At 39.5% G+C, this 20,840-nt stretch carries 18 protein-coding genes and 1 riboswitch (1 of these 19 running past the window's edge); of the genes, 8 read left to right on the top strand and 10 right to left on the bottom strand.

Annotated elements, in window-relative coordinates; genetic code table 11:
* Positions 1 to 10 precede the first annotated feature (10 nt).
* Positions 11 to 829 (bottom strand): MetQ/NlpA family ABC transporter substrate-binding protein, encoded by an 819-nt coding sequence (locus MCO_RS08560; RefSeq protein ID WP_007553910.1) that lies wholly within the window; start codon positions 827 to 829, stop codon positions 11 to 13.
* Positions 830 to 1,332: 503 nt separating this feature from the next.
* Here MCO_RS08560 and MCO_RS08555 point away from each other — a divergent pair.
* A complete protein-coding gene (locus MCO_RS08555) occupies positions 1,333 to 1,959 on the top strand; it encodes an SH3 domain-containing protein (protein WP_007553909.1) in 627 nt (208 codons plus the stop codon).
* Between the two features lie 87 nt (positions 1,960 to 2,046).
* Here MCO_RS08555 and MCO_RS08550 read toward each other — a convergent pair whose 3' ends face one another.
* From MCO_RS08550 to MCO_RS08540, 4 genes are all read right to left on the bottom strand, one after another.
* On the bottom strand, positions 2,047 to 3,075 hold the full coding sequence (locus MCO_RS08550) for an aspartate-semialdehyde dehydrogenase (protein WP_007553908.1): 1,029 nt from the start codon (positions 3,073 to 3,075) through the stop codon (positions 2,047 to 2,049).
* A gap of 397 nt (positions 3,076 to 3,472) precedes the next feature.
* Entirely contained in the window at positions 3,473 to 3,577 is a 105-nt protein-coding gene (locus MCO_RS11365) for a hypothetical protein (protein WP_245256868.1), read from the bottom strand.
* Positions 3,578 to 4,411: 834 nt separating this feature from the next.
* Entirely contained in the window at positions 4,412 to 4,609 is a 198-nt protein-coding gene (locus MCO_RS08545; RefSeq protein WP_007553907.1) for a Trm112 family protein, read from the bottom strand.
* A gap of 39 nt (positions 4,610 to 4,648) precedes the next feature.
* Positions 4,649 to 5,311, bottom strand: a complete 663-nt coding sequence (locus tag MCO_RS08540) for an LON peptidase substrate-binding domain-containing protein (protein WP_007553905.1) — start codon at positions 5,309 to 5,311, stop codon at positions 4,649 to 4,651.
* Between the two features lie 471 nt (positions 5,312 to 5,782).
* A riboswitch (glycine riboswitch) is annotated at positions 5,783 to 5,882 on the top strand.
* Between the two features lie 137 nt (positions 5,883 to 6,019).
* Between MCO_RS08540 and gcvT the strand changes: the two genes are divergently transcribed.
* Genes gcvT through gcvP form a run of 3 tightly spaced genes read left to right on the top strand, consistent with a single transcriptional unit; the run spans position 6,020 to position 10,312 of the window.
* Positions 6,020 to 7,138 carry a glycine cleavage system aminomethyltransferase GcvT gene (gcvT, locus tag MCO_RS08530; protein ID WP_007553903.1) on the top strand — a complete coding sequence of 373 codons (1,119 nt, stop codon included), beginning with the start codon at positions 6,020 to 6,022 and terminating at the stop codon, positions 7,136 to 7,138.
* Positions 7,139 to 7,142: 4 nt separating this feature from the next.
* A complete protein-coding gene (gcvH, locus tag MCO_RS08525) occupies positions 7,143 to 7,511 on the top strand; it encodes a glycine cleavage system protein GcvH (RefSeq protein WP_007553900.1) in 369 nt (122 codons plus the stop codon).
* A 5-nt stretch (positions 7,512 to 7,516) separates the two neighbouring features.
* A complete protein-coding gene (gene gcvP / locus MCO_RS08520; protein ID WP_007553898.1) occupies positions 7,517 to 10,312 on the top strand; it encodes an aminomethyl-transferring glycine dehydrogenase in 2,796 nt (931 codons plus the stop codon).
* 166 nt (positions 10,313 to 10,478) lie between these two features.
* Here the strand turns inward: gcvP and alr are convergent, their stop codons facing one another.
* On the bottom strand, positions 10,479 to 11,597 hold the full coding sequence (alr, locus tag MCO_RS08515; protein WP_007553896.1) for an alanine racemase: 1,119 nt from the start codon (positions 11,595 to 11,597) through the stop codon (positions 10,479 to 10,481).
* Positions 11,598 to 11,925: 328 nt separating this feature from the next.
* On the opposite strand from alr, the gene MCO_RS08510 reads away from it, so the two are divergent.
* Positions 11,926 to 12,756 (top strand): ferredoxin--NADP reductase, encoded by an 831-nt coding sequence (locus tag MCO_RS08510; protein ID WP_007553895.1) that lies wholly within the window; start codon positions 11,926 to 11,928, stop codon positions 12,754 to 12,756.
* Here MCO_RS08510 and eda read toward each other — a convergent pair.
* A complete protein-coding gene (gene eda / locus MCO_RS08505) occupies positions 12,726 to 13,391 on the bottom strand; it encodes a bifunctional 4-hydroxy-2-oxoglutarate aldolase/2-dehydro-3-deoxy-phosphogluconate aldolase (RefSeq protein ID WP_007553894.1) in 666 nt (221 codons plus the stop codon). The genes MCO_RS08510 and eda overlap by 31 nt on opposite strands.
* Before the next feature lie 114 nt (positions 13,392 to 13,505).
* Between eda and MCO_RS08500 the strand changes: the two genes are divergently transcribed.
* The 3 genes from MCO_RS08500 (at position 13,506) to MCO_RS08490 (ending at position 17,288) form a co-directional block, all read left to right on the top strand.
* A complete protein-coding gene (locus MCO_RS08500) occupies positions 13,506 to 14,423 on the top strand; it encodes a rhodanese-related sulfurtransferase (protein WP_040299133.1) in 918 nt (305 codons plus the stop codon).
* A 1,100-nt stretch (positions 14,424 to 15,523) separates the two neighbouring features.
* A complete protein-coding gene (locus MCO_RS08495; RefSeq protein WP_007553892.1) occupies positions 15,524 to 16,657 on the top strand; it encodes a type III PLP-dependent enzyme in 1,134 nt (377 codons plus the stop codon).
* 52 nt (positions 16,658 to 16,709) lie between these two features.
* Positions 16,710 to 17,288, top strand: a complete 579-nt coding sequence (locus tag MCO_RS08490; RefSeq protein ID WP_007553891.1) for a GNAT family N-acetyltransferase — start codon at positions 16,710 to 16,712, stop codon at positions 17,286 to 17,288.
* Between the two features lie 376 nt (positions 17,289 to 17,664).
* Here the strand turns inward: MCO_RS08490 and MCO_RS08485 are convergent, their stop codons facing one another.
* The 3 genes from MCO_RS08485 to MCO_RS08475 form a co-directional block, all read right to left on the bottom strand.
* A complete protein-coding gene (locus MCO_RS08485) occupies positions 17,665 to 19,236 on the bottom strand; it encodes a DHA2 family efflux MFS transporter permease subunit (RefSeq protein WP_007553890.1) in 1,572 nt (523 codons plus the stop codon).
* A gap of 21 nt (positions 19,237 to 19,257) precedes the next feature.
* Positions 19,258 to 20,355, bottom strand: coding sequence for an HlyD family secretion protein (locus tag MCO_RS08480; protein ID WP_007553889.1), 1,098 nt, complete (start codon positions 20,353 to 20,355; stop codon positions 19,258 to 19,260).
* Positions 20,356 to 20,507: 152 nt separating this feature from the next.
* Positions 20,508 to 20,840, bottom strand: partial view of a Fur family transcriptional regulator gene (locus MCO_RS08475; RefSeq protein ID WP_007553887.1) — the 3' portion only. 66 nt of this gene lie beyond the right edge of the window; the window shows 333 of its 399 coding nt (coding positions 67-399); its start codon lies beyond the right edge, outside the window — the gene reads right to left on this strand; its stop codon occupies positions 20,508 to 20,510.

Raw genomic sequence — 20,840 nt, 5'->3', positions numbered from 1 at the left:
TTTGGCATAATTACCAAGATGTTTGCGCGGCTGGCCCGAAAATTTCTTTGATTTTTGCGCGGACAGATTCATTATTGTAAGCAGCAACTAATTTTTTGACCCACGGCTCATCTTTATCGCTGGTGCGTACAACAATGATATTATTATAAGGATTATTTTCTGCTTGTTCCCATGCGATCGCATCTTTTTGTAAGTCTAATCCAGAAACCAAAGCCCAGTTTGTGTTTACAATCGCAATATCAAAATCATCAACTGCTCTCCCTAGCATACCGGCATCTAATTCACGAATTTGCAAGTTTTTAGGGTTTTCAATAATATCAAGCGGAGAAGCGAGAATATCGTGAGGATCTTTTAACTTAATGAGATCTAGAGAATTGAGAAGAAGCAAGGCTCTTCCACCATTTGATGGGTCGTTAGGGATGCCAACATGTGCGCCATCACGCAGTTCTTTTAATTCTTTGATTTTGTGTGAATAAACACCAATAGGAGTAATAAATGTATACCCAACAGTTGAAAGTTTGTAGCCACGCTGTTCAATTTGATTTTTAAGATAAGGGGAGTGTTGAAAAGCATTTGCATCAATCTCTCCTGCATTAACAGCATCGTTAGGCAAAGTGTAATCAGAAAAATAAACAAGTTCAATATCTAAATCTGCTTTTTTAGCTTGTTCAGCAGCAACTTTCCAAATAGTTGCTTCATGTCCTTCCATAACACCGAGTTTTATTTTTGATTTGTCTGCTGCCATGGAAAAGGGAACAGAAAAGAAAAGTGTAAAGAGAGGAAGGAGTAATCCTATGGTGGCATTCCGAGATAATTTCTTTAATGTCATGTATGTTTATCCTTCTTTTATTTTCAAGAGGTCTGTTGAGGGAAGAAAATATATTCTGTACTATTTTAGGAGATTTTAAGCTTATAAAAGCTTTATAGAATATTCAATCATTTTTATTCAAAAAAGAATGTTATTTTTTCTATACTGTAAGCATTCTTTGAAAAACAACATAATGCGCTAGCGGTACTTTTTCTAAACTCAGGTAATAAATTCTTGTATCGCAGTTATTTGTTTGGGGAACCAATAGCATTTTCAAAACTTCTTTAAGTGGTGATTGGCTAAATAGCCAAGCAGTCAAATGATATTTTAGCAGTAAATCTATGAGGAGAATATTGCGCAATCAAAACGATGGCCCAGTGTATAGGGCAGTAGGAGAGCTGTTCTCTAAATGTGAAGGATTTTTGAAGGTGACACAAGAATTGATCACTATTTGACTAAAACGTGGCAAATTTTTGCAATGACAAATATTTTGCCTTTATATACTCTGGAGAGGAAGAAAAATAATGTTAAAAAAGAATTTTTTATCAACTACAATGATTTTGTTCGCTGTGGGTGGATTGTGGCTTGGAATGACTATTTCTCATGCGGTAGCTGGAACAGTTGCTCGTGTAGCATCAGGTAAGGCGGTTTTACGCACAGGACCAGCGATAGCTTATAAAGTTATAGCTACCGTTCCAACTGGAGGGAAAGTGCACATTCATGGGTGTCTTTCCAATAAAGCTTGGTGTTCTCTGCGTTATAATGGAAGGGATGGTTGGGTGTCGGCACGTTATTTAAATGTTAAAAACGTTCCTATGATTTCTTTTGCACATATGCGTGTGAAGCCGAACTCTATGATAAAAACACAAACAGGAAAAGTGAAGCAGGTTGCTCCTCATTCAAAATCTATGAAGGTGCCTCAAAAAACACGAAAAAACATGCAAAAATTATACAGAACAGATATGATCATTGATTCTACAGGTGTAAAAAAAAGGGATGAGCGTACAATTTTTAATCCATCACCAAAGGCACAAGGTGTGTCTGTAAAGCATGTAACGGCTTATAATCCTTTTTTCCCCAATGATGTCAATTTCAAAAATTTTGAACGCAATGAAACGCGTTACCGCATTGTGACTTATCCTGCTCCATAAGGATAAAAAAATTCACTGTTCTTGGGAGAGGAACAGGGAGATTACGGCAGCATGAAGTGAAAAAAAACACTTTGTGCTGCTCCTTTTTTAGGTCGCTTTAGGTTTTATCAAATTACGAGAAATGAGCAATTCAGCAATTTGAATGGCATTTAATGCTGCTCCTTTTTTTAAATTATCAGCAACAACCCAGAAAGCTAAACCATTTTCGACCGTGATATCTTCACGAATACGGCTAATAAAGGTGTCGTCCTCTCCTGTACATTCATAAGGCGTTATATAACCGCCATCTTCGTGTTTATCGATGAGTTGGCAGCCGGGAGCATCGCGCAGAATGGTTTGTGCTTCATGGGCGCTTAATGGTTTTTCAAATTCAACGTTTACAGCTTCAGCGTGACCGATAAAAACAGGTACCCGAACGGCGGTGGCTGTTAATTTAATTTTAGGGTCAAGAATTTTCTTTGTTTCAACCGTCATTTTCCATTCTTCTTTGGTATAGCCATCTTCCATGAACACATCGATATGGGGAATGACGTTAAAAGCAATACGTTTGGTGAATTTTTTTGATGAGATTGGATCTGCAACAAAAACCGCTCGTGATTGTTCAAAGAGTTCATCCATACCTTCTTTACCAGCTCCAGAAACCGATTGATAAGTGGATACAACAACACGTTTAATAATTGCTGCATCATGGAGAGGTTTTAAGGCTAAGACAAGTTGAATTGTTGAACAATTAGGATTTGCTATAATATTACGTTTGACAAAACCATCAACAGCGTGTGCATTCACTTCAGGTACAATCAACGGGACATTTGCATCATAACGCCAAGTGGATGAATTATCGATGACCACACAGCCGGTAGCAGCAATTTTAGGGGCATATTCTTTAGAAATGCTTCCCCCCGCTGACATGAGGCAAAGATCTATTTCAGAAAAATCATAAGCATCAAGTGCTTTTACTTTTAAAGTTTTGTCACCATAAGAAACATCTTGTCCTAATGAGCGTCGTGATGCTAAAGGGACCACTTCACGGGCAGGAAAACCGCGTTCTTCGAGAATTGTAAGCATTTCACGACCAACGTTTCCAGTCGCGCCGACAACTGCAATTTTAAAACTCATTTTTCATACTCCTATCCCTCTCAGAACTTTCTTCCTTGGGCTGTACTCAAGAGAGGGCGAGTTGGCCAAGGAACATAAAATTATATTGTTGATTTTCAGAAACCCAATTTTGTGCAGGCTCATCATACTCTATAATGCGACAGAGTGATCATTTTGAATAATATATCGCCCTTCTGGATCTGTGAAATTGAGAAAATTTAAACATTTGATGCCAAGCCGTATGTGCATCTCTTTTGATAGCGTGCAAATCTAGTGCGTTCTTCATCTTCTGTCAATTGTTTCCCTTGAGAGATTTGAATTTTGTAATGATTGCATCAGTTATTGCGCGAGTGATATTTTTTATGTACTGTCTGCTTTGCACGCTATTCCTTCATCGTAATTGTATTAGGGCATCTTTTTATTGAGATGTCAGTGTAAAAGAAAGAGGGACATCCAGTATCTTGGTAATTTCTTGCAAGAGTTCTGCTTCCACAGGGTTTATTCTCTTCTTATACTTTTGGATTTGTTGGAAAGTTACGCCTAAATGATCGTCTAATTGTTTTTGAGAAAGTTCACGTTTTTTTTCTGAAGCGAATTTTTACCTACAGAAATGTCATTAAAATGTGGATTTTTAGTTTGCATCTTATCTCCGCTGGGTGCGAGCACCTTCCCATTGATATTGTGTGGCTTGAAAGTACTGAACTCAAACAGCGTCCTGCTTTTAGTATTTATAGCGTTGCGATATAAAAAGAGCTACCAGAATTCCGCAATACGCGTGAAGCGGGTTCATTTTTATATTCGAGATTATAGGGCTTCCAGTCTCTATTGATCGCTGCGGATACGTCAAAATTACAAGTTTAATTCATAGGGTACTTTCTTTAAATCCTTAATCATAATTAAAACAATTTTGTTTGTTGGTCTTTCTCAAATTGCCATTCAACTATTGCAATTCTTCTCCCTGTTTTGGCAGGATTTTGATCAATTTTCTGTTCATTCTTTTTGATTATGCTTTACTCAGAGGTTAAAGTATTACTTGGGGTGTCTTTATTTCTTTAATGGGGTTGTATCCTCTCATTCGGAAGTAAAAAATATTTTGTCTCTGTCATGAAAGGAAGCAATATATGGATAAAAAACGTTTTAAAAAGAACGCAGTATGCTTTTTAAGGACTGTCTTCATACGATAAGTGTAACATTGATGGAGTGGATAAATAGATGACGGTGCTGATTTCTTCCAGAACTACTTTACTGGGATAAGAGAATACTGAAAAATTCGTGAACAAAGAATATCTAAAGAATATCTCTTGACGGAGAATTAATTGATAACAGGTTGCTACAGAAAAAATTGAATGAAATCTGTTTATTTTTTATGCATTGCTTTTTCATTGTGCTGCAAAGGACGGGCTTCTGAGGCAAGCATAATGGGTACGCCGTTGCGAATAGGATAGGCAAGTTTTGCTTTGAGTGAAATTAATTCTTGTGTTTCTCGGTTTAAAGAAAGCGATTCCCCTGTGAGTGGACAGACGAGCAATTCGAGCATTTTAGGGTCGGTAGTCATTTTTTCATGTTTCAATGTTTATTAGTTTAAATGGGTTTATTAGTTTAAATGGTAAAGCGCTCCTGTTTGTTTCATAAGGGAGCGTTCAGTTAAAGCCAGAAGAGTTTGGGCGCGATTTCCAATGTCTGGAGCTTCGAGTAAAGCTTGTTTTTCTGCTGGTGTAAAAGGAATAAGAGCTGAAAAAGCATTAACCAATAGAGGCGTGGGGGCTTGTATGATACTACTCCAGTTATATTCTATTTCATGTATGATGAGATATTTCTCAACAATGTTGAGGAGATTTTCTCGATTAATGCTTTCTACCATGTCAGGTTCTTGTAAGTCTTGTATGTTTGAGCGGATGAGAGCAGTTCGATAGGGTTTTGTGTTCACCAACTCCTGTTCTACGGTAAAGCGACAAACGCCTTGTAGTATAATGAAAAGATGCCCATTTCCCATTTCGTTGTAGTTTGTAATGCGCCCTATACAGCCTATTTTATAAAGTGGTGAGGAGAAGCGGTCTGTATTTGATGAAAGGGGTTGAATGATTCCTAATAAACGATTGAATACCATAACATTTTCAACCATTTCGAGTGCTTCTGGTTCAAAAATGTTGAGTGATAAAAAACCACCTGGTAGCAAGAGTGCACCTTCTACGGGGAAAAGAGCAATTTGCTTTGGTAGATCATTTTCACAATTGTAATGGATATTACCAGCTTTCATGAGTATTTGTAACCTTTGTTCGATGAAGTTTGGTATATAATAGCCGCAATTTATGACACTATTGAGAGGCAAAAAATCGAGAGAGAAGAAAAGCCAACCTTTTGTGTGTTAAGACTATAATTTATAAAATATCTGAAATATTTACTTTTAAAAAATATAAAACTCCATAGTTTGGGTTGGATCGTGCAAGGAAAGATATTGCTTTGAGATCCTTTAAGTGTACGTAAGTGCACGAAATTTTGTATTTTCTCAAAACGTGTTTTTGTTTATGGCTGTTGCAATTTTTCTCCTTAATTTTTAAAAGCAAGGACATCTATAATTTTCATAATGCTCAAACTTCCTTCATTGTAAGTCTTTTAAAACAGTTTATGCAAGTTTAAAAATAGAGTTTTCTCATCACTTTACTAATGACAGTGTGCTAAAGATAGGCTATAGATTGAAATATGTCGGGAAGAGCGTTATCGTTTCTTTCATTCTTTTGCGGGAGAGTGCAGATTGCAAACTTTCGCACCTGCCGCCGAAGGGGAAAATAGCCCATAATCTCTCAGGCTCTAAGGACCGTAAAAGGAGAAAGACAGGTCTGGAAAGTCGGAAAGATCCGCGCCGAAGGTGTAAGCGAAATTTCTTTTCGCGAGTCTCTCAGGTTTGTGACAGAGGGGTGCAGAGATGTCCATATTGTGTGGGCGTTAGTGCAGCTTTGGAGATATTATGGGTACATCACAAGAATTTGAAACATCTTCTTTAAAGATGCTTCCTTTACATAAATTGCATGAAAAGGCTGGAGCGAAATTTGGTGTTTTTGCCGGTTGGCAAATGCCGTTGACCTACCCTCTTGGAGTATTGAAGGAGCATCTTCATACGCGTGCACATGCAGGACTTTTCGATATTTCTCATATGAAATTGATTACCGTTGAGGGAGTGCAAGCAGCAGAATATTTATCGTACGCTCTCCCTGTTGATGCAGCATTGTTAAAAATTGGTCAATCACGGTATAATTATTTGCTTAATGAGCAAGCAGGTATCCTTGATGACCTTATTATTACCCGTTTGGCAGAAAATCGTTTTATGCTTGTAGCCAATGCTGGGAATGCACAAGCGGATCTTGTGGAGCTTGAAAGGCGTGCTGTTGATTTTGACTGTCAAGTAATTGCTCTTGATAGGGTGTTGCTTGCTCTTCAAGGTCCACAAGCGGCAGCTGTTATGGCTGACGCTGGGATGTCTGGTAATGAGCTGTTGTTTATGCAAGGATTTGAGCCACAACAAGATTGGTTTATAACGCGTTCTGGTTATACGGGAGAAGATGGTTTTGAAATTGCTCTTCCTATAGGGCAAGCACATGCATTGACTGAAAAATTGTTGAGAGATTCTCGTGTTGAATGGGTTGGTCTTGCAGCGCGTGATAGTCTTCGGTTAGAAGCAGGATTGTGTTTACATGGGAATGATATTACGCCCGATACTACGCCTATTGACGCTGCATTGACATGGGCTGTTACCAAAAATGTTCGAGACAAAGCGCAATTTTATGGAGCAAAAGCTTTTCTTGAAGCTTTTCAGAAAGGTCCTTCTCGTTGTCGTGTTGGATTAAAACCGCAAACGCGTCAACCTATTCGCGCGGGTGCGATACTTTTCGATGATAAGGGAAATCAAATTGGTGTGGTGACGTCAGGTGGTTTTGGTCCTTCTTTTGATGGTCCTGTCGCGATGGGGTATGTTCCTGTTGGTTTGAAAGTGGAAGGAACGGAAGTCTTTACGGAGTTGCGTGGCAAAAAGATTGCATTGTCTGTCCATTCACTTCCTTTTGTTGAACAACGTTATTTTAAAGGATAATTTTATGTCTGAAATTTATTTTACACAAGATCATGAATGGCTCAGTGTTGAAGGACAAGTGGTTACTGTTGGGATTACACATTATGCTCAAGAACAGTTAGGGGATTTGGTTTTTGTTGATTTGCCAAAAAAGGGGACGCAACTTTCCAAGGGGGATTCTGCTGCTGTTGTGGAGTCAGTGAAGGCAGCTTCGGATGTTTATGCTCCTCTTGATGGTGAAGTGGTTGAAATGAATGAAGCATTGGCAAATAGTCCTGAATTGGTAAACCAAAAGGCTGAAAAAGAAGGCTGGCTCTGGAAAATGACATTGCAGGACGCAACGCAACTTGAAGGGTTGCTGGATGAGGCTGCTTATAAAGCACTGATTGGGTAAGTGCTATGTTAGAGCGTCATTTTTTTTCTCGCCATATTGGACTTCGTCCTGATGAAAAACAAAAAATGCTTGATGTTTTAGAGCTAGATTGTGTTGACACGCTCGTTTCTCAAGCTGTTCCCCATTCTATCTATTTGGGGCGTTCTCTTAATCTCCCAAAGGCTGCAAATGAAGGGCAAGCTTTGGAAGAATTATCCAAGATGATGGAACGTAATCATGTGCACAAAAGTTTTATTGGGCAGGGATATCATGGAACTTATGTGCCTCCCGTTATTTTGCGGAATCTTTTTGAAAATCCAGCTTGGTACACCGCTTATACACCCTATCAGGCAGAAATTAGCCAAGGTCGTTTAGAGCTTTTATTTTATTTTCAGACATTGGTGAGTGAACTCACCGGTTTGCCTGTTGCAGCTGCTTCACTTCTTGATGAGGCAACAGCTTTAGCTGAAGCCAACGCGCTGGCTGTGCGTTTTGCGCGTGAGAAAAAGACAAAAATTTCAGTCCAAAGTCTTTTGCATCCCCAGACGTTGAATGTTGCGCAAACACGTGCCGAAACACAAGGGATTCATATAAGCGAAAAGAGCGAGATTTGTTCTGATACAGCTGCGATTGTTTTGTCTTGGCCAGATACAAAAGGCTCTTTTAACGATTACAATGATGTTATTAAAGAGGCAAAGACAAAAGGAGTTCTGGTGATTGTTGTTGCAGATCCTTTGGCACTTACTCTAATGGAGCCACCAGCGCAATGGGGGGCTGATATTGTTGTCGGCTCCATGCAGCGTTATGGCGTTCCCATGGGGTTTGGAGGTCCTCATGCTGGTTATCTCGCGGTAAGCGAAGCTTTAACCCGCCTCATTCCAGGACGTATTGTAGGTCAATCTGTTGATACAAAAGGACGCGTTGGTTTTCGTTTAGCATTGCAGACACGTGAACAACATATCCGGCGTGATAAAGCGACATCGAATATTTGTACAGCACAGGCTTTGTTGGCAAATATGGCAACAGCTTATGCTGTTTGGCATGGACCGCAAGGCTTGCAGGAAATTGCTCAGCGGATTCATCATTTAACTTGCCGCTTTGTTGCTGGTTTAGAGGCAGAGGGTATTCTTTGTGAAGGGGAAACTTTTTTTGATTGTGTAAGCATTGTTGTTAAGGGAAAAGCTCGAGAGATTGCGCGTCAAGCGAAAGCAGGTGGGCGTCTTGTTCGTGTTCTCGATGATGATCAAATTGTGATCAATTTTGATGAATTGTCAACACAAGAAGACGCTTATGCTTTAGCGCAGCTTTTTGGTGCACAATTAGTTGATCAAGTTTCTCCAAGACTTATAGGGAAAAGACGTGATGCTGCTTTTCTTTCGCAGCCGTTTTTTCATGCAGTTCATTCAGAAACGGACATGATGCGCTTTTTGCGTCGTTTGTCTGATAAGGATTTGGCATTAGATCGGGCAATGATTCCGCTTGGCTCTTGTACGATGAAACTTAATGCAGCAGCTGAGTTGATGCCTGTGAGTTGGCCTACGGTAGCTAATATACACCCCTTCGCACCTAAAGAGGATGTGATGGGTTATTTGGAAATGATTAATCAACTAAATGCGTGGTTGTGTGAAATCACAGGGTTTGCACAAGTTTCTTTCCAACCAAATTCTGGTGCTCAAGGTGAATATGCGGGGCTTTTAGCTATCCGTCGATATCACCAATCACGGGGAGACCACCAACGTACGCTTTGTCTCATTCCTGCATCTGCACATGGTACCAACCCAGCTTCAGCTCATATGGCGGGTATGGAAGTCATTGTGGTGAAATGCTTGAGTGATGGTGATGTTGATGTTGATGATCTCAAAATGAAAGCACAATTGCATAAGGATAAATTGGCAGCTCTCATGATCACCTATCCTTCAACCCATGGTGTCTATGAGGAAAACATTAAGGACATTTGTTCTATTATCCACGAAAATGGCGGGCAAGTTTATTTTGATGGAGCTAATTTAAATGCACTTGTTGGGCTTGCTCGTCCAGCAGATATTGGGGCAGATGTTTGTCATATGAACCTTCACAAAACATTTGCCATTCCCCATGGTGGTGGTGGTCCTGGTGTGGGGCCGATTGGCGTGGCGGCACATTTGAAGCCCTTTTTACCAGGTCATGAACAAGATGGGTCAACATATGCGGTTTCAGCGGCTCCTTACGGAAGTGCATCTATTCTTGTTATTACGTGGATGTATATCCGAATGATGGGTGCCGATGGCTTGAAATACGCAACACAAACGGCAATTTTGAACGCAAATTATATTGCTACGCGTCTTTCACAAGCTTATTCCATTCTTTATAGAGGCAAGCATGGACGAGTTGCGCACGAATGTATTGTGGATACACGCGTGTTGAAAGAGCAATATGGGGTGAGTGTTGATGATATTGCAAAACGTTTGATTGATTATGGGTTTCATGCACCAACGATGTCGTTTCCTGTTGCTGGAACTTTGATGATTGAACCAACGGAATCAGAGCCAAAAGCAGAAATTGATCGTTTTTGTGATGCTTTGCTCTCTATTGCTGAAGAAGCTCAGAAAGTCGGTGCGGGTATTTGGCCTAAAGAAGATAATCCTTTGGTAAATGCACCACATACATTGGTAGATACTTTAGAGGATACTTGGACGCGACCTTATTCACGACAAGAGGCGGCTTTTCCCAATTCTTATCTTGATCCAGCAAATAAATATTGGCCTCCTGTTTCGCGTATTGATAATGTTGCCGGAGATAGAATGCTTATTTGTTCTTGTCCACCATGGGGGAATACGTATTAAATTTATTTATATGAAGAAAAAAGCCCACATAAAATGTGTGGGCTTTTTCATGTCCATATGATTAATGATAACGGGATGATATTACTTTCTTTTAGTTTGTATTGTTCTTTTCTGGTGTATGGAAAGCCATTGATGATTTTTATCACTTTGTTTTTTTTAGAGAGTTTTAAATGTAAATGCGTTTATAGCGCTTCCCTAGAGATGTCAGAATTTCGTTAGGAATGGTGTCGGCATCTGTCGATACTTTTTCAAGTGTTTGGTGGAGACCAATGAGTTCTACCCAATCGCCTCTTTGAGGTTTTTTATCAAGCTCGGTAGCATCCACGATAGTGGAATCCATAGAAATGCGTCCAACAATAGGGAGTTTGTGCCCATTAAAATAAACTGCACCCTTATTCGAAAGAATGCGTGGCCAACCATCTGCATAGCCGATAGAAATGGTTGCAAGAGTGCTTGGTCTGCGGGTAATGAAGCTTCCTCCATAACCGATAGGTACTCCTGCATCAATAAAGCGGCTTTGAAGAACTTGGGCTTCAAGTTTTAAAACAGGTTTAAGAGGTGTTGGGTATTTCCCGTGAGGATCGACACCGTAAAGTGCAATGCCTGGGCGAACAAGGTCAAAATAGAAATCTGGTCCTAGAAAAATGCCTCCAGAATTGGCAAATGAGGCTTTACAGGTGGGCAATTGTGCAAGTACGGTCTTGAAAGCAGCTAATTGTGTATAATTGAATGAATGGGTGGCATTATCTCCATTTGCAAGGTGACTAAGAATGTATTTTATTTCTGCTTTTTCGAAAATTGTAGGTTGTTTGATGAGTTTTTGTAATTCTTTTTTATCAAGCCCTAATCGGTTCATGCTGGTATCGATTTGAACAATTGCAGGAAACTTTTTATCTTTTTTTTGACAAAGTGTTTGCCAGCTTTCAAGTGTGTCCCAAGAGTTTAAAACAGGAATAATCCCTGCTTGAGCTATAAGCTCTTCTGTATTTTGTGGCAGCTCGTTAAGAAGAGCAAGCGTGACATTTTCTGGTAAAATATTTTTTAATTGTAGTGCTTCTTCGATTTGGGCTACAAAAAAACTGCGGCAACCAGCTTGATAAAGTGCAGGGGCAATTTGGTCAGCACCTAACCCGTAGGCATCCGCTTTTACAACTGCAGAACATTCAATTGGAGTAACACGTTGGGTTAAAGCTATGTAATTCGCAACAATAGCACGTACATCGATGGTTGCTACAGCTGTATAAGGAAGTAATGCGTTTGCTTCATCATTAACGGATTTGTTCATTTTAAAAGCCTCTCTTGAATCAGTGAGACACGAAGTTCCCTTTAGTGACTTCATATAGATTTCTATGATATATGGAAAGGATGTGTGTACGGTTTGTTATTGTTAAAATTATTAACAATTTATATTGGACTATGTGCCATTAAAGCAATCTTTTGATGTAAAATGCTTAGCTCTGTGTACAATGAGAAGAGTTGTTTTCTGGGGGATGTTAAATGTCGGTTAAATAAAGGTTTATGTTTTAGGAGAAATATTGGCATATGATTGCACAAGCATTATATCATTTTAGAAATCTTGAGTCCATATTCAAAAAGAGATAAGGGAGAGTATTATGAATACGTCTGCTACGAAGGATCAGTTAAATATCAGCGGCGTTGCATCAAACTTTCCAATTCCTGAAAATGTATTCGCGCTTACCGTCCAAGAAGTTTATCATTATACAGACCGTTTGTTTAAATTTCGTCTGAATCGTCCAGAAAATTTTCGTTTTCGTTCTGGTGAATTTGTTATGATTGGTTTGCCAAACGCAGAAAAGCCAATTTATCGTGCTTATTCGATAGCCAGTCCATTTTGGGATGAGCAGCTTGAGTTTTTTTCTATCAAAGTTCCGGGAGGACCGTTAACCGAACATCTCCAAAAAATTAAAATGGATGATACAGTTTTAATGCGTAAGAAATCTACTGGAACATTGGTTCTTGATGCTCTTATTCCTGGAAAACGTCTTTATCTTCTTTCAACAGGGACGGGAGTTGCTCCATTTGCAAGTCTTATTCGTGATCCTGAAACTTATGAAAAATTTTCAGAAGTAATTCTTATTCAAACAACCCGTGAGCGGGATGAGCTTGCTTATGCAAAAGATCTTGTTATCTCTTTACAACAAGACCCGTTGATTAGTGAATATATACAACAGTTGAAATTTTATCCTATGACCACTCGTGAACCTTCTGAGCATATGGGCCGCATTACGACGGTTATGGAAAGTGGCACTTTTTTTGAAACGACAGGTTTGCCAAGAATTCACCCTGATGAAGATCGTGTGATGATTTGTGGCTCTATGGCAATGCTAAAGGATTGTGCAAGGATGTGTGAAGCTTTTGGTCTTGTTGAAGGTGCCAATAATGCACCAGCGTCTTATGTTGTGGAGCGTGCTTTTGTTGGATGAGAGGGGAGCTGTGTTGCTGCATGTGCTAATACGCTGATAGTATCCCAATCATTTGCCGTAATAAGCTGTTTGGGGGTTATCCAAGAACCACCAACGCAGAAGACGTTAGAAAGTTGGAGCCATTGAGCTGCATTTTTTTGTGTAATGCCGCCTGTTGGACAAAATCTGATTTCAGAAAAGGGGGATGCTAAGGCTTGAATAAAGTCTATACCTCCCGCTGCTTCAGCGGGGAAAAATTTAAAATATGAATAGCCTTTATTCCATGCTTGCATTAATTCACTTGGTGTCATTACACTGGGGAGAAGGGGGATTTCGCTGTTTTTTGCACAATCAATTAATTCGTTTGATGATCCAGGGCTTATGATAAATTTTGCTCCTGCGCGTTCGGCTCGTTCATAATGTATAGTGTTGAGAATTGTTCCTGCTCCAACGATTGCTTGCGGCACTTCTTGTGTGATTGCTTCTATTGCATCATATGCATTAGGTGTTCGCAATGTGATCTCCATTGTTTTCAATCCACCTTTGACAAGAGCCCGTGCTAATGGTACGGCCATTTGGAGATCGTCAATGCACAAAACAGGTATGATAGTTTGTGTTTGGAGAAGTGTTAAAAGGTGATTTATTTTTTGGCACATGGTGTTTTTTCTCTAAGAGATGGGGTTATCTGCATAGTTTGATTAAGCATAATATGTTAAAGAGTAGATGAATAGATCTTGAAATTGAATGAAACGCGCGTTATGGCAAGACTTATGGAAAAGAATTTTAAAGTTGCTGCTGTTTATTGCTTCGCAGATTTGAAGCATTATTGTCAATTACAGAAACCTTTGCTGGATTTATGTCAAGCAAAGGGCATCAAAGGAACACTGCTTTTAGCACAAGAAGGAATCAATGGAACTGTTGCAGGGTCTTGTGCTGCGATTGAAGCGTTGGTCAATTTTATTACAGCTGAGCCTGCATTTCAAACGCCGGAGATTAAATATTCATGGGCATCAAAAATGCCGTTTCATCGCATAAAAGTGCGGTTGAAAAAAGAGATTGTCACAATGGGGATTGAAGGCGTTAATCCGTTAAAGGTTGTTGGTACTTATGTTGCTCCTGAAGATTGGAATGCCCTTATTCAAGATAAAGACACGATTCTCATTGATACGCGTAACGATTATGAATATGCGCTCGGAAGTTTTCAAGGAGCGATTGATCCACGTATTAAGACATTTCGGGAATTTCCTGAATGGGTGCTCAAGCATGAAGCTGATTTAAAGAAGAAAAAGAAAATTGCCATGTTCTGTACAGGTGGGATTCGCTGTGAAAAATCAACAGCTTATGTGCGTGATCTTGGTTATGATCAGGTTTACCATTTAAAAGGTGGGATTCTGAAATATTTGGAAACAATTCCTAAGGAGAAAAGTTTGTGGTGGGGCGAGTGTTTTGTTTTTGATGAGCGTGTTTCTGTTAAACATGGTCTTGAAGAGTGTGGGCGTGAATTGTGTCATGCATGTCGTTCTCCTCTTAATGCTGAAAGCAAATTATCGGTTCATTATGAAGAAGGTGTTTCGTGTGATGCTTGTTATAATACGAAAAGTGACGCTGATAGGCAGCGTTTTCGCGAACGTCATAAGCAGTTCCAATTAACAAAATTGCGTGCAATTGATTCTCATTTAGAGTCTTAAAGGTATTGTATTTTAAGGCTTAAAATTTTAGTTTTTTTGTTAAGAGAGAAAAGTTTTCGGAGTCGGTGAGAAAGTATTTTATAAAGCTGATTTTTGCTCGGTCTTTTGTTTTGTGTAAAGATTAAGCAATTTATTTATAAATATATTGGCATTATGCATCTCGAGCCAATATTCTTGATGTTATAATGCTTAGTTATTTCAAATGCTTTTAATTTTGAAACAGTAAAAACAGTGCTGTGGTAGTCCAATAGGGGAAATAGCCTAAAGGGGAACTGTGATTTGAAAAGCTGTTTTAGAATAGGCTGAAACATACGATTAACGCGCTATGTTAATGTTAAGAGCAGGTGTGCTATAGATAAATATAAATGATGCTACTGGTTTGACTTCATAACGTAAAGATGGTCATATCTCATAGATTTTGCGTTATATTTTCTAGGCGGTATTGGGGATGGGATTAAGAAGCCCAAGTAAAGAGATTTTTTTAAGAAGGATTGTAAAGTTAGTAACACAATGATGTGGGCATTTCGTGAAGGATGCACTCCATAAAGGGGATAAGGTGACTTATCTACATGAGGTTGTTGTTGCTTTTTTACATCATTTTATCGTTAAAAATTAAAAAATGTTTAAAATAGAAAAAATGATTGAAATGAATAAGGATTCGTTTTATATAAAGATTTGCCCAAAGTCGCACGTGCCTGTGGGTGTCCGCTGGTTCTCAAATGGTGAGATTAACCGGTACGGTACCTGGAACTAACCGCTCCAGTCATTCTTACGGCCAACCGAAAGAGTGAGGACATCTTGAAGCAACGACGGTGCGGGCCTTTCTGGTGTCTTCCAGCTGTCCAAATGCTGGGATAACTATAGAGGCACACCTCATTGCCTTCAGTGCGGAAGTGGTTTTTCAACTCCAATCAAAAAGGCAGATAAAGTAGAGCAACGCGGTTTGTCGCGCTGTTTTTTGCTGTATGCAATGCTAATTTCTGGTTATTTGAATAATCAGAATGGGGGTAGCTATTGTGTGTGTTTTGTACTTTAGCTGTTGGCGGCTCTATGCTGTCTAGGCGTAGGGTAGGGATTTTGTTCCCTAGGAGAATTGGTAGATGATGACGAAACGTATTCGCGATTTTCTTGCAACACATTGTTTTGATGGTCCATGCCTAGTTGTTGACCTTGATGTTGTCCGTGAAAATTATTTAAATTTTGAAAAAGCTCTTCCACAGTCTCGTATTTTTTATGCGATAAAGGCAAATCCAGCTCCTGAGATTTTGAGTTTGCTCGTTTCTTTAGGCTCGTCTTTTGATGCAGCTTCTGTTGCAGAAATTGAAATGGCTTTAAAAGCGGGGGCAACGTGTGATCGTATTTCTTTTGGGAATACTATCAAAAAAGAGCGTGATATTGCGCATGCATATGCATTAGGTATTTCGCTTTATGCGGTTGATTGTGTTGAAGAAGTGGAAAAAATTGCGCGTGCTGCTCCTGGAGCTCGTGTTTTTTGCCGCGTTCTTACTGACGGAAAAGGAGCCGAGTGGCCATTGTCACGCAAATTTGGCTGTGTTCCTACTATGGCGGTTGACGTTTTACGTCGGGCACATCAATTAGGCTTGCAAGCGTATGGCGTTTCTTTTCATGTAGGGTCTCAGCAGACAGATCTTAGCGCATGGGATCGTGCTTTATCGGATGCAGCTATAGTTTTTAGGCATTTGGAGCAAGAAGGAATTTCATTGAAGTTGGTTAATATGGGGGGGGGGTTTCCAACGCGTTATTTGAAAAACGTTCCTACAGAGCAAGCTTATGGTACGGCTGTTTTTGATTCATTAAAGAAATATTTCGGCAATCGTATTCCTGAGACGATCATTGAACCGGGGCGTGGGATGGTCGGTAACGCTGGTGTTATTCGCACAGAAGTTGTTTTAATATCTAAAAAAGCAGACAATGATAATGTTCGATGGGTATATCTTGATGTTGGAAAGTTTAATGGTCTTGTTGAGACTATGGATGAAGCAATTCGCTATCCTATTGAAACGCCTCATGGTAATAAGGCAATGGAGCCTTGTATTTTAGCGGGTCCAACATGCGATTCTGCAGATGTTCTTTATGAAAAAACACCTTATATGTTGCCTTTGTCTCTTACGGTAGGGGATGAGTTGTTGATTCATGGTACTGGTGCTTACACAGCAACTTATGCATCTGTTGCTTTTAATGGTTTTGAGCCTTTGCGCTCCTACGTGATTTAAATTTTTCTTTATGATGACAAAGATTAGAGTGGGGCGTGTGATAAAGGTGAGTATGATATATTTTCAAACCAAAGATGGTGCATTTTTTACACTTTCAGGTGAACAAGACATTGATAAACTACATCGCGAGCGTTTACTTGATTTAGCTTTAGGGATAGGGCGTAAGCGTAAGTCGTCGGAAACTTTGCGTCGTGGACAGTTGGCTGCGTGTGGGCTGTCCTTTATTGTTAAAAATGTGCTTGGAGAGCTTGTGGGTAGTGTACGTCTTTGGCATGTTCGATTTAACAAAGGAAAAAATGGCACACGGCAGGCTTTGCTTTTGGGGCCTCTGGCTGTTTCAGCGGAGTATTCCGGTATAGGCATAGGATCGTTTCTTATGCAGCATGCAATTGGAACAGCAAAAAAACAGGGTTATGGCGCTATCTTACTTGTAGGTGATACTGAGTTTTATCAGCGTTTTGGTTTTTCAAACAGCTTAACAGAGAATTTGGCAATGCCGGGTCCTTATGAAAAACATCGTTTTCAAGCATTAGAATTGATACCAGAGTATCTTGCCGCATGCCATGGTGTTTTGCTCCCTAGTGGAGAAAGGGAAGGTTTGAGTCGTTTTCAGTGTCATAAAGTGGCTTGAAGTTCCTTTTACTTTGTTTTTTTAAAATTGAGGGCTTTGCGTATCATCTTTGCTGGTGGCGGCAAGGTGTTTTTATACGATATAAGGTTTTTAGAATAGCTTTATTTCGTAGTACCGTTTCTTTTTTATCTTGATTTTATTTTCTGTAATAATTTTTCTCTTCTACTGAGAACACCAATAACTTTCTTGAATTTAAAACGACTTTGACAAAATTTATGATGGATGATTATTGGAAGTACGGCAAGCTTTGCATTTTGTAAGATCTCGTTTAGATACAATTAGTTAATGTAAAGTTTTGTTTCTAACATTTTTAGGAGATACATATACATGAAATGGTTGAAAAGAAAAACATTCCCCGACTTTCATGCAGTTACATTCAGTGGCTTGTAGGGGCATCAGAGAGAGGTGGTGTTTTTTTGAGAAAAACAGTCAGGAATGTCAAGACGCTAAAGATAATGGTTATTATAAAGAAAATATCGCTAAAAGCCATAATCATTGCTTGGATGCGTGCCATATTAAAAAGTTGGAGGAGAGCAAGAGCATGCGGATCAAAAGTCATGGAGTTAAAGTATATAGTAAGGTTTGAAAGCATTTCCGTTGCTTGGTTGTTTCCGTGGTGGACGGTTTCGGCTATTCGTCCATAATGTAGGTCTGTGCGTTTTGTCATAAGAGTGCTGATAATAGCAAGTCCTACGGCACCACCAAGATTACGTGTAAGATTAAAAAGTCCAGAGGCATTTTGCATTCGGTCTGGTGGGAGTGATCCGAGGGCAATGTTATTAATAGGGACCATGCATAACATAACAGAAGAGCCACGGAAAACTTGAGGCCAAAAGAACTCCTCAAAGCCCCAGTTGTCTGTGATAGAGCTCGCCATCCAAGTTCCTAATGCAAAGCCAAAAAGTCCTATCGCCATCATTAAACGTGCATCAATGCGTGCTGAAAGAAATCCAGCAAGGGGTGCAGTTAATAGCATGACGAACCCTGAAAGAAACAATGTTTCTCCTATCATGAGTGCATCATAATGACGGATTTGGCTCAAATAGACAGGATAAAGATATGTGAGACCATAAAGACCGATTCCAAGCATAAAAGAAAAAACTGCTGCGGTCGAAAAATTGAAATTAGAAAAAGCTGAGAGATCAACGATAGGTTCTTTAGCAGTAAAAGCGCGCCAGAAGAATAAGCCGGCAGATAGGATCATAATAATGAATAAATTTAGGATGAGATTGTCACTTAACCAATCATGACGCGCACCCTCTTCTAGAATATACTCTAAAGTTCCTAGAAAAACAGCCATAGAAATGAGTCCTAACCAGTCAAATTTAGACATTAAAGAGGGGTTTGCTTTATCAAAATCAATCAATTTCCAAGCGAGAATTGAGATAATAATTCCGCAGGGTACATTGATAAGAAAGAGCCAGTGCCATGATAAGATATGACAAAGATAGCCTCCCACTGTTGGACCAATAGTGGGAGCTAACGTTGCTACTAGCCCTACGATAGGGGTAACAATTGGGCGTTTAGAAGGAGGAAAAAGTATATAGGAGGCGACAAAAACACTAGGGATAATTCCTCCTCCAATAAAACCTTGGAGTGCTCGGTACACAATCATCTCTTCAATAGATGTTGCTGTTGCACAAAGAACAGAAGTAATCGTAAATCCGACAGCTGATATGCTAAAGAAAACGCGTGTTGAAAGCAGTCTTCCTAAGAATCCAGAAAGGGGCAACATGATGACTTCAGCGATGAGATAGGAGGTTTGAACCCATGAAATCTCTTCAGAACTTGCTGAAAGACCAGCTTGAATTTCAGCTAAAGAGGAGGAAACGATTTGGATATCTAAAATAGCCATGAACATACCAAAGGCCATAGCAATGAAAACTACGATTTTACGGGTTTCTGTATGCTCTTGAGAATGTGTAAATTCTGGTATAGAAGATGTCATAGTAAGGTCATTTGCTTTTTGTTATAAAAGGTTTTTATCCTGCGGCTTTGTGCGTGTATCAATCTCTACTGAAACACTCATTCCTGCTCGAATACGTCCAGTTTTTAATATTTTTTCTGGAATAGAGATACGTACAGGAATGCGTTGAACAATCTTAGTGAAATTGCCGGTGGCATTTTGTGGAGGGAGAAGAGAAAAAATAGCTCCTGTTGCAGGTGCAATAGAAAGTACTGTACCTGTAAACACATCTTTTTGGAAGGCATCAATAGTAATATAAGCTGTTTGTCCAGCGTGAATGTCTTGCAACTGTGTTTCTTTATAATTCGCTTCAATATAAAGTGCATGTATGGGAACTAATGCCGCAAGACGTTGGCCATTCATAACAAAATCCCCTGTTTTTGCTGTTAAATTTCCAATAATTCCATCGAATGGAGCCCGTATAATGGTTGAATCAAGATCACGTTGTGCCTTTTCACGTGTGAGTTCTAAGCTCTTCGTTTGGCTTTCTGTTTCACTGCGTTGCGCTTCTAGCACTTGGATATTCGCACGTGCTGCAGCTATTTGTGCATTGGCGCGATCAACATTAGCAATGGCTTGTTTATAAGTTGATTTGGCATCATCAACATTGGATTGAGGGGCATAACGACTAGCTTTAAGTTCTGTGGTGCGTTTTAGAGTTAGTTGTGCATGAGTTGCTATAGCTGAAGCGGCAGCTTTTTGTGCTTGCGCGTCATCTAAAGCACTATGAGCAGCTGTAATTTGTGCACCAATACGGAGAAGGGTTTTTTGTTGTGTGTTGAGACGGGCTTCTGTCTGTTTCAAGGCTATTTGATAATCGCCATTGTCTAAGTGGAATAGGATATCGCCTTTTTTTACAATTTGGTTAGCTTTAATAGCTATTCTTTCAATATATCCATTTAATTTAGGGGCAATAGCTGCTATGTCTCCTTGTACATAGGCATCTTCAGTGGTAAGCATATAACGCCATTGTGTTATCCATTTATAGCTAAACCAAAGTACAAAAAGCGTAAGAACGATAAGAAGAGCATTAATGATTTTCTTTTTTTCCATCTTATCAAAGTACTTGTTTGTTGAAACCTTTGCTTCAGATCTAGACATGGATTCTATACTTTCAATTTAATGAATAAAATAACCTCGTCGCTACACAAGAACAAGAAAGTGATTATGCAGCAGGGGAATAAGAGCTTTTCATGCAATAAGCAAATAATAACACATAATGCTAAATATATAAACTTGCAAGTGTAGGGATATTAGTCTGTTGAGCATGCGCATTTTTTACAAATGCCTTGTATTTCTAAGGTGCTTCTCCGCGCTTGGAAGCCAACCGCTTGCACCATTTGTTTAAGGCTGGATATAATAGTTTGGTCTTGTATTTCGTTTACTTTGCCACAATTCTCACAAATGATGAAAGTTGTGAGTTCGTGTTGACAATTTTCAGGATGTAAACAGGCCATAAAAGCATTTACACTTTCAAGACGGTGAATACACTTTAATTCGACAAGTTTTTCTAATGCACGATAAACTTGGAGAGGTGCACGAAATCCTTCTTTGCGTAAATGATCAAGAATCGCATAAGCGCTTAA

It is taken from the genome of Bartonella sp. DB5-6 (genome assembly GCF_000278115.1).
Lineage (GTDB): Bacteria > Pseudomonadota > Alphaproteobacteria > Rhizobiales > Rhizobiaceae > Bartonella > Bartonella refiksaydamii.
The sequence above is the reverse complement of the archived record's forward strand: the minus strand, read 5'-3'. Positions and strand labels throughout refer to the sequence as shown.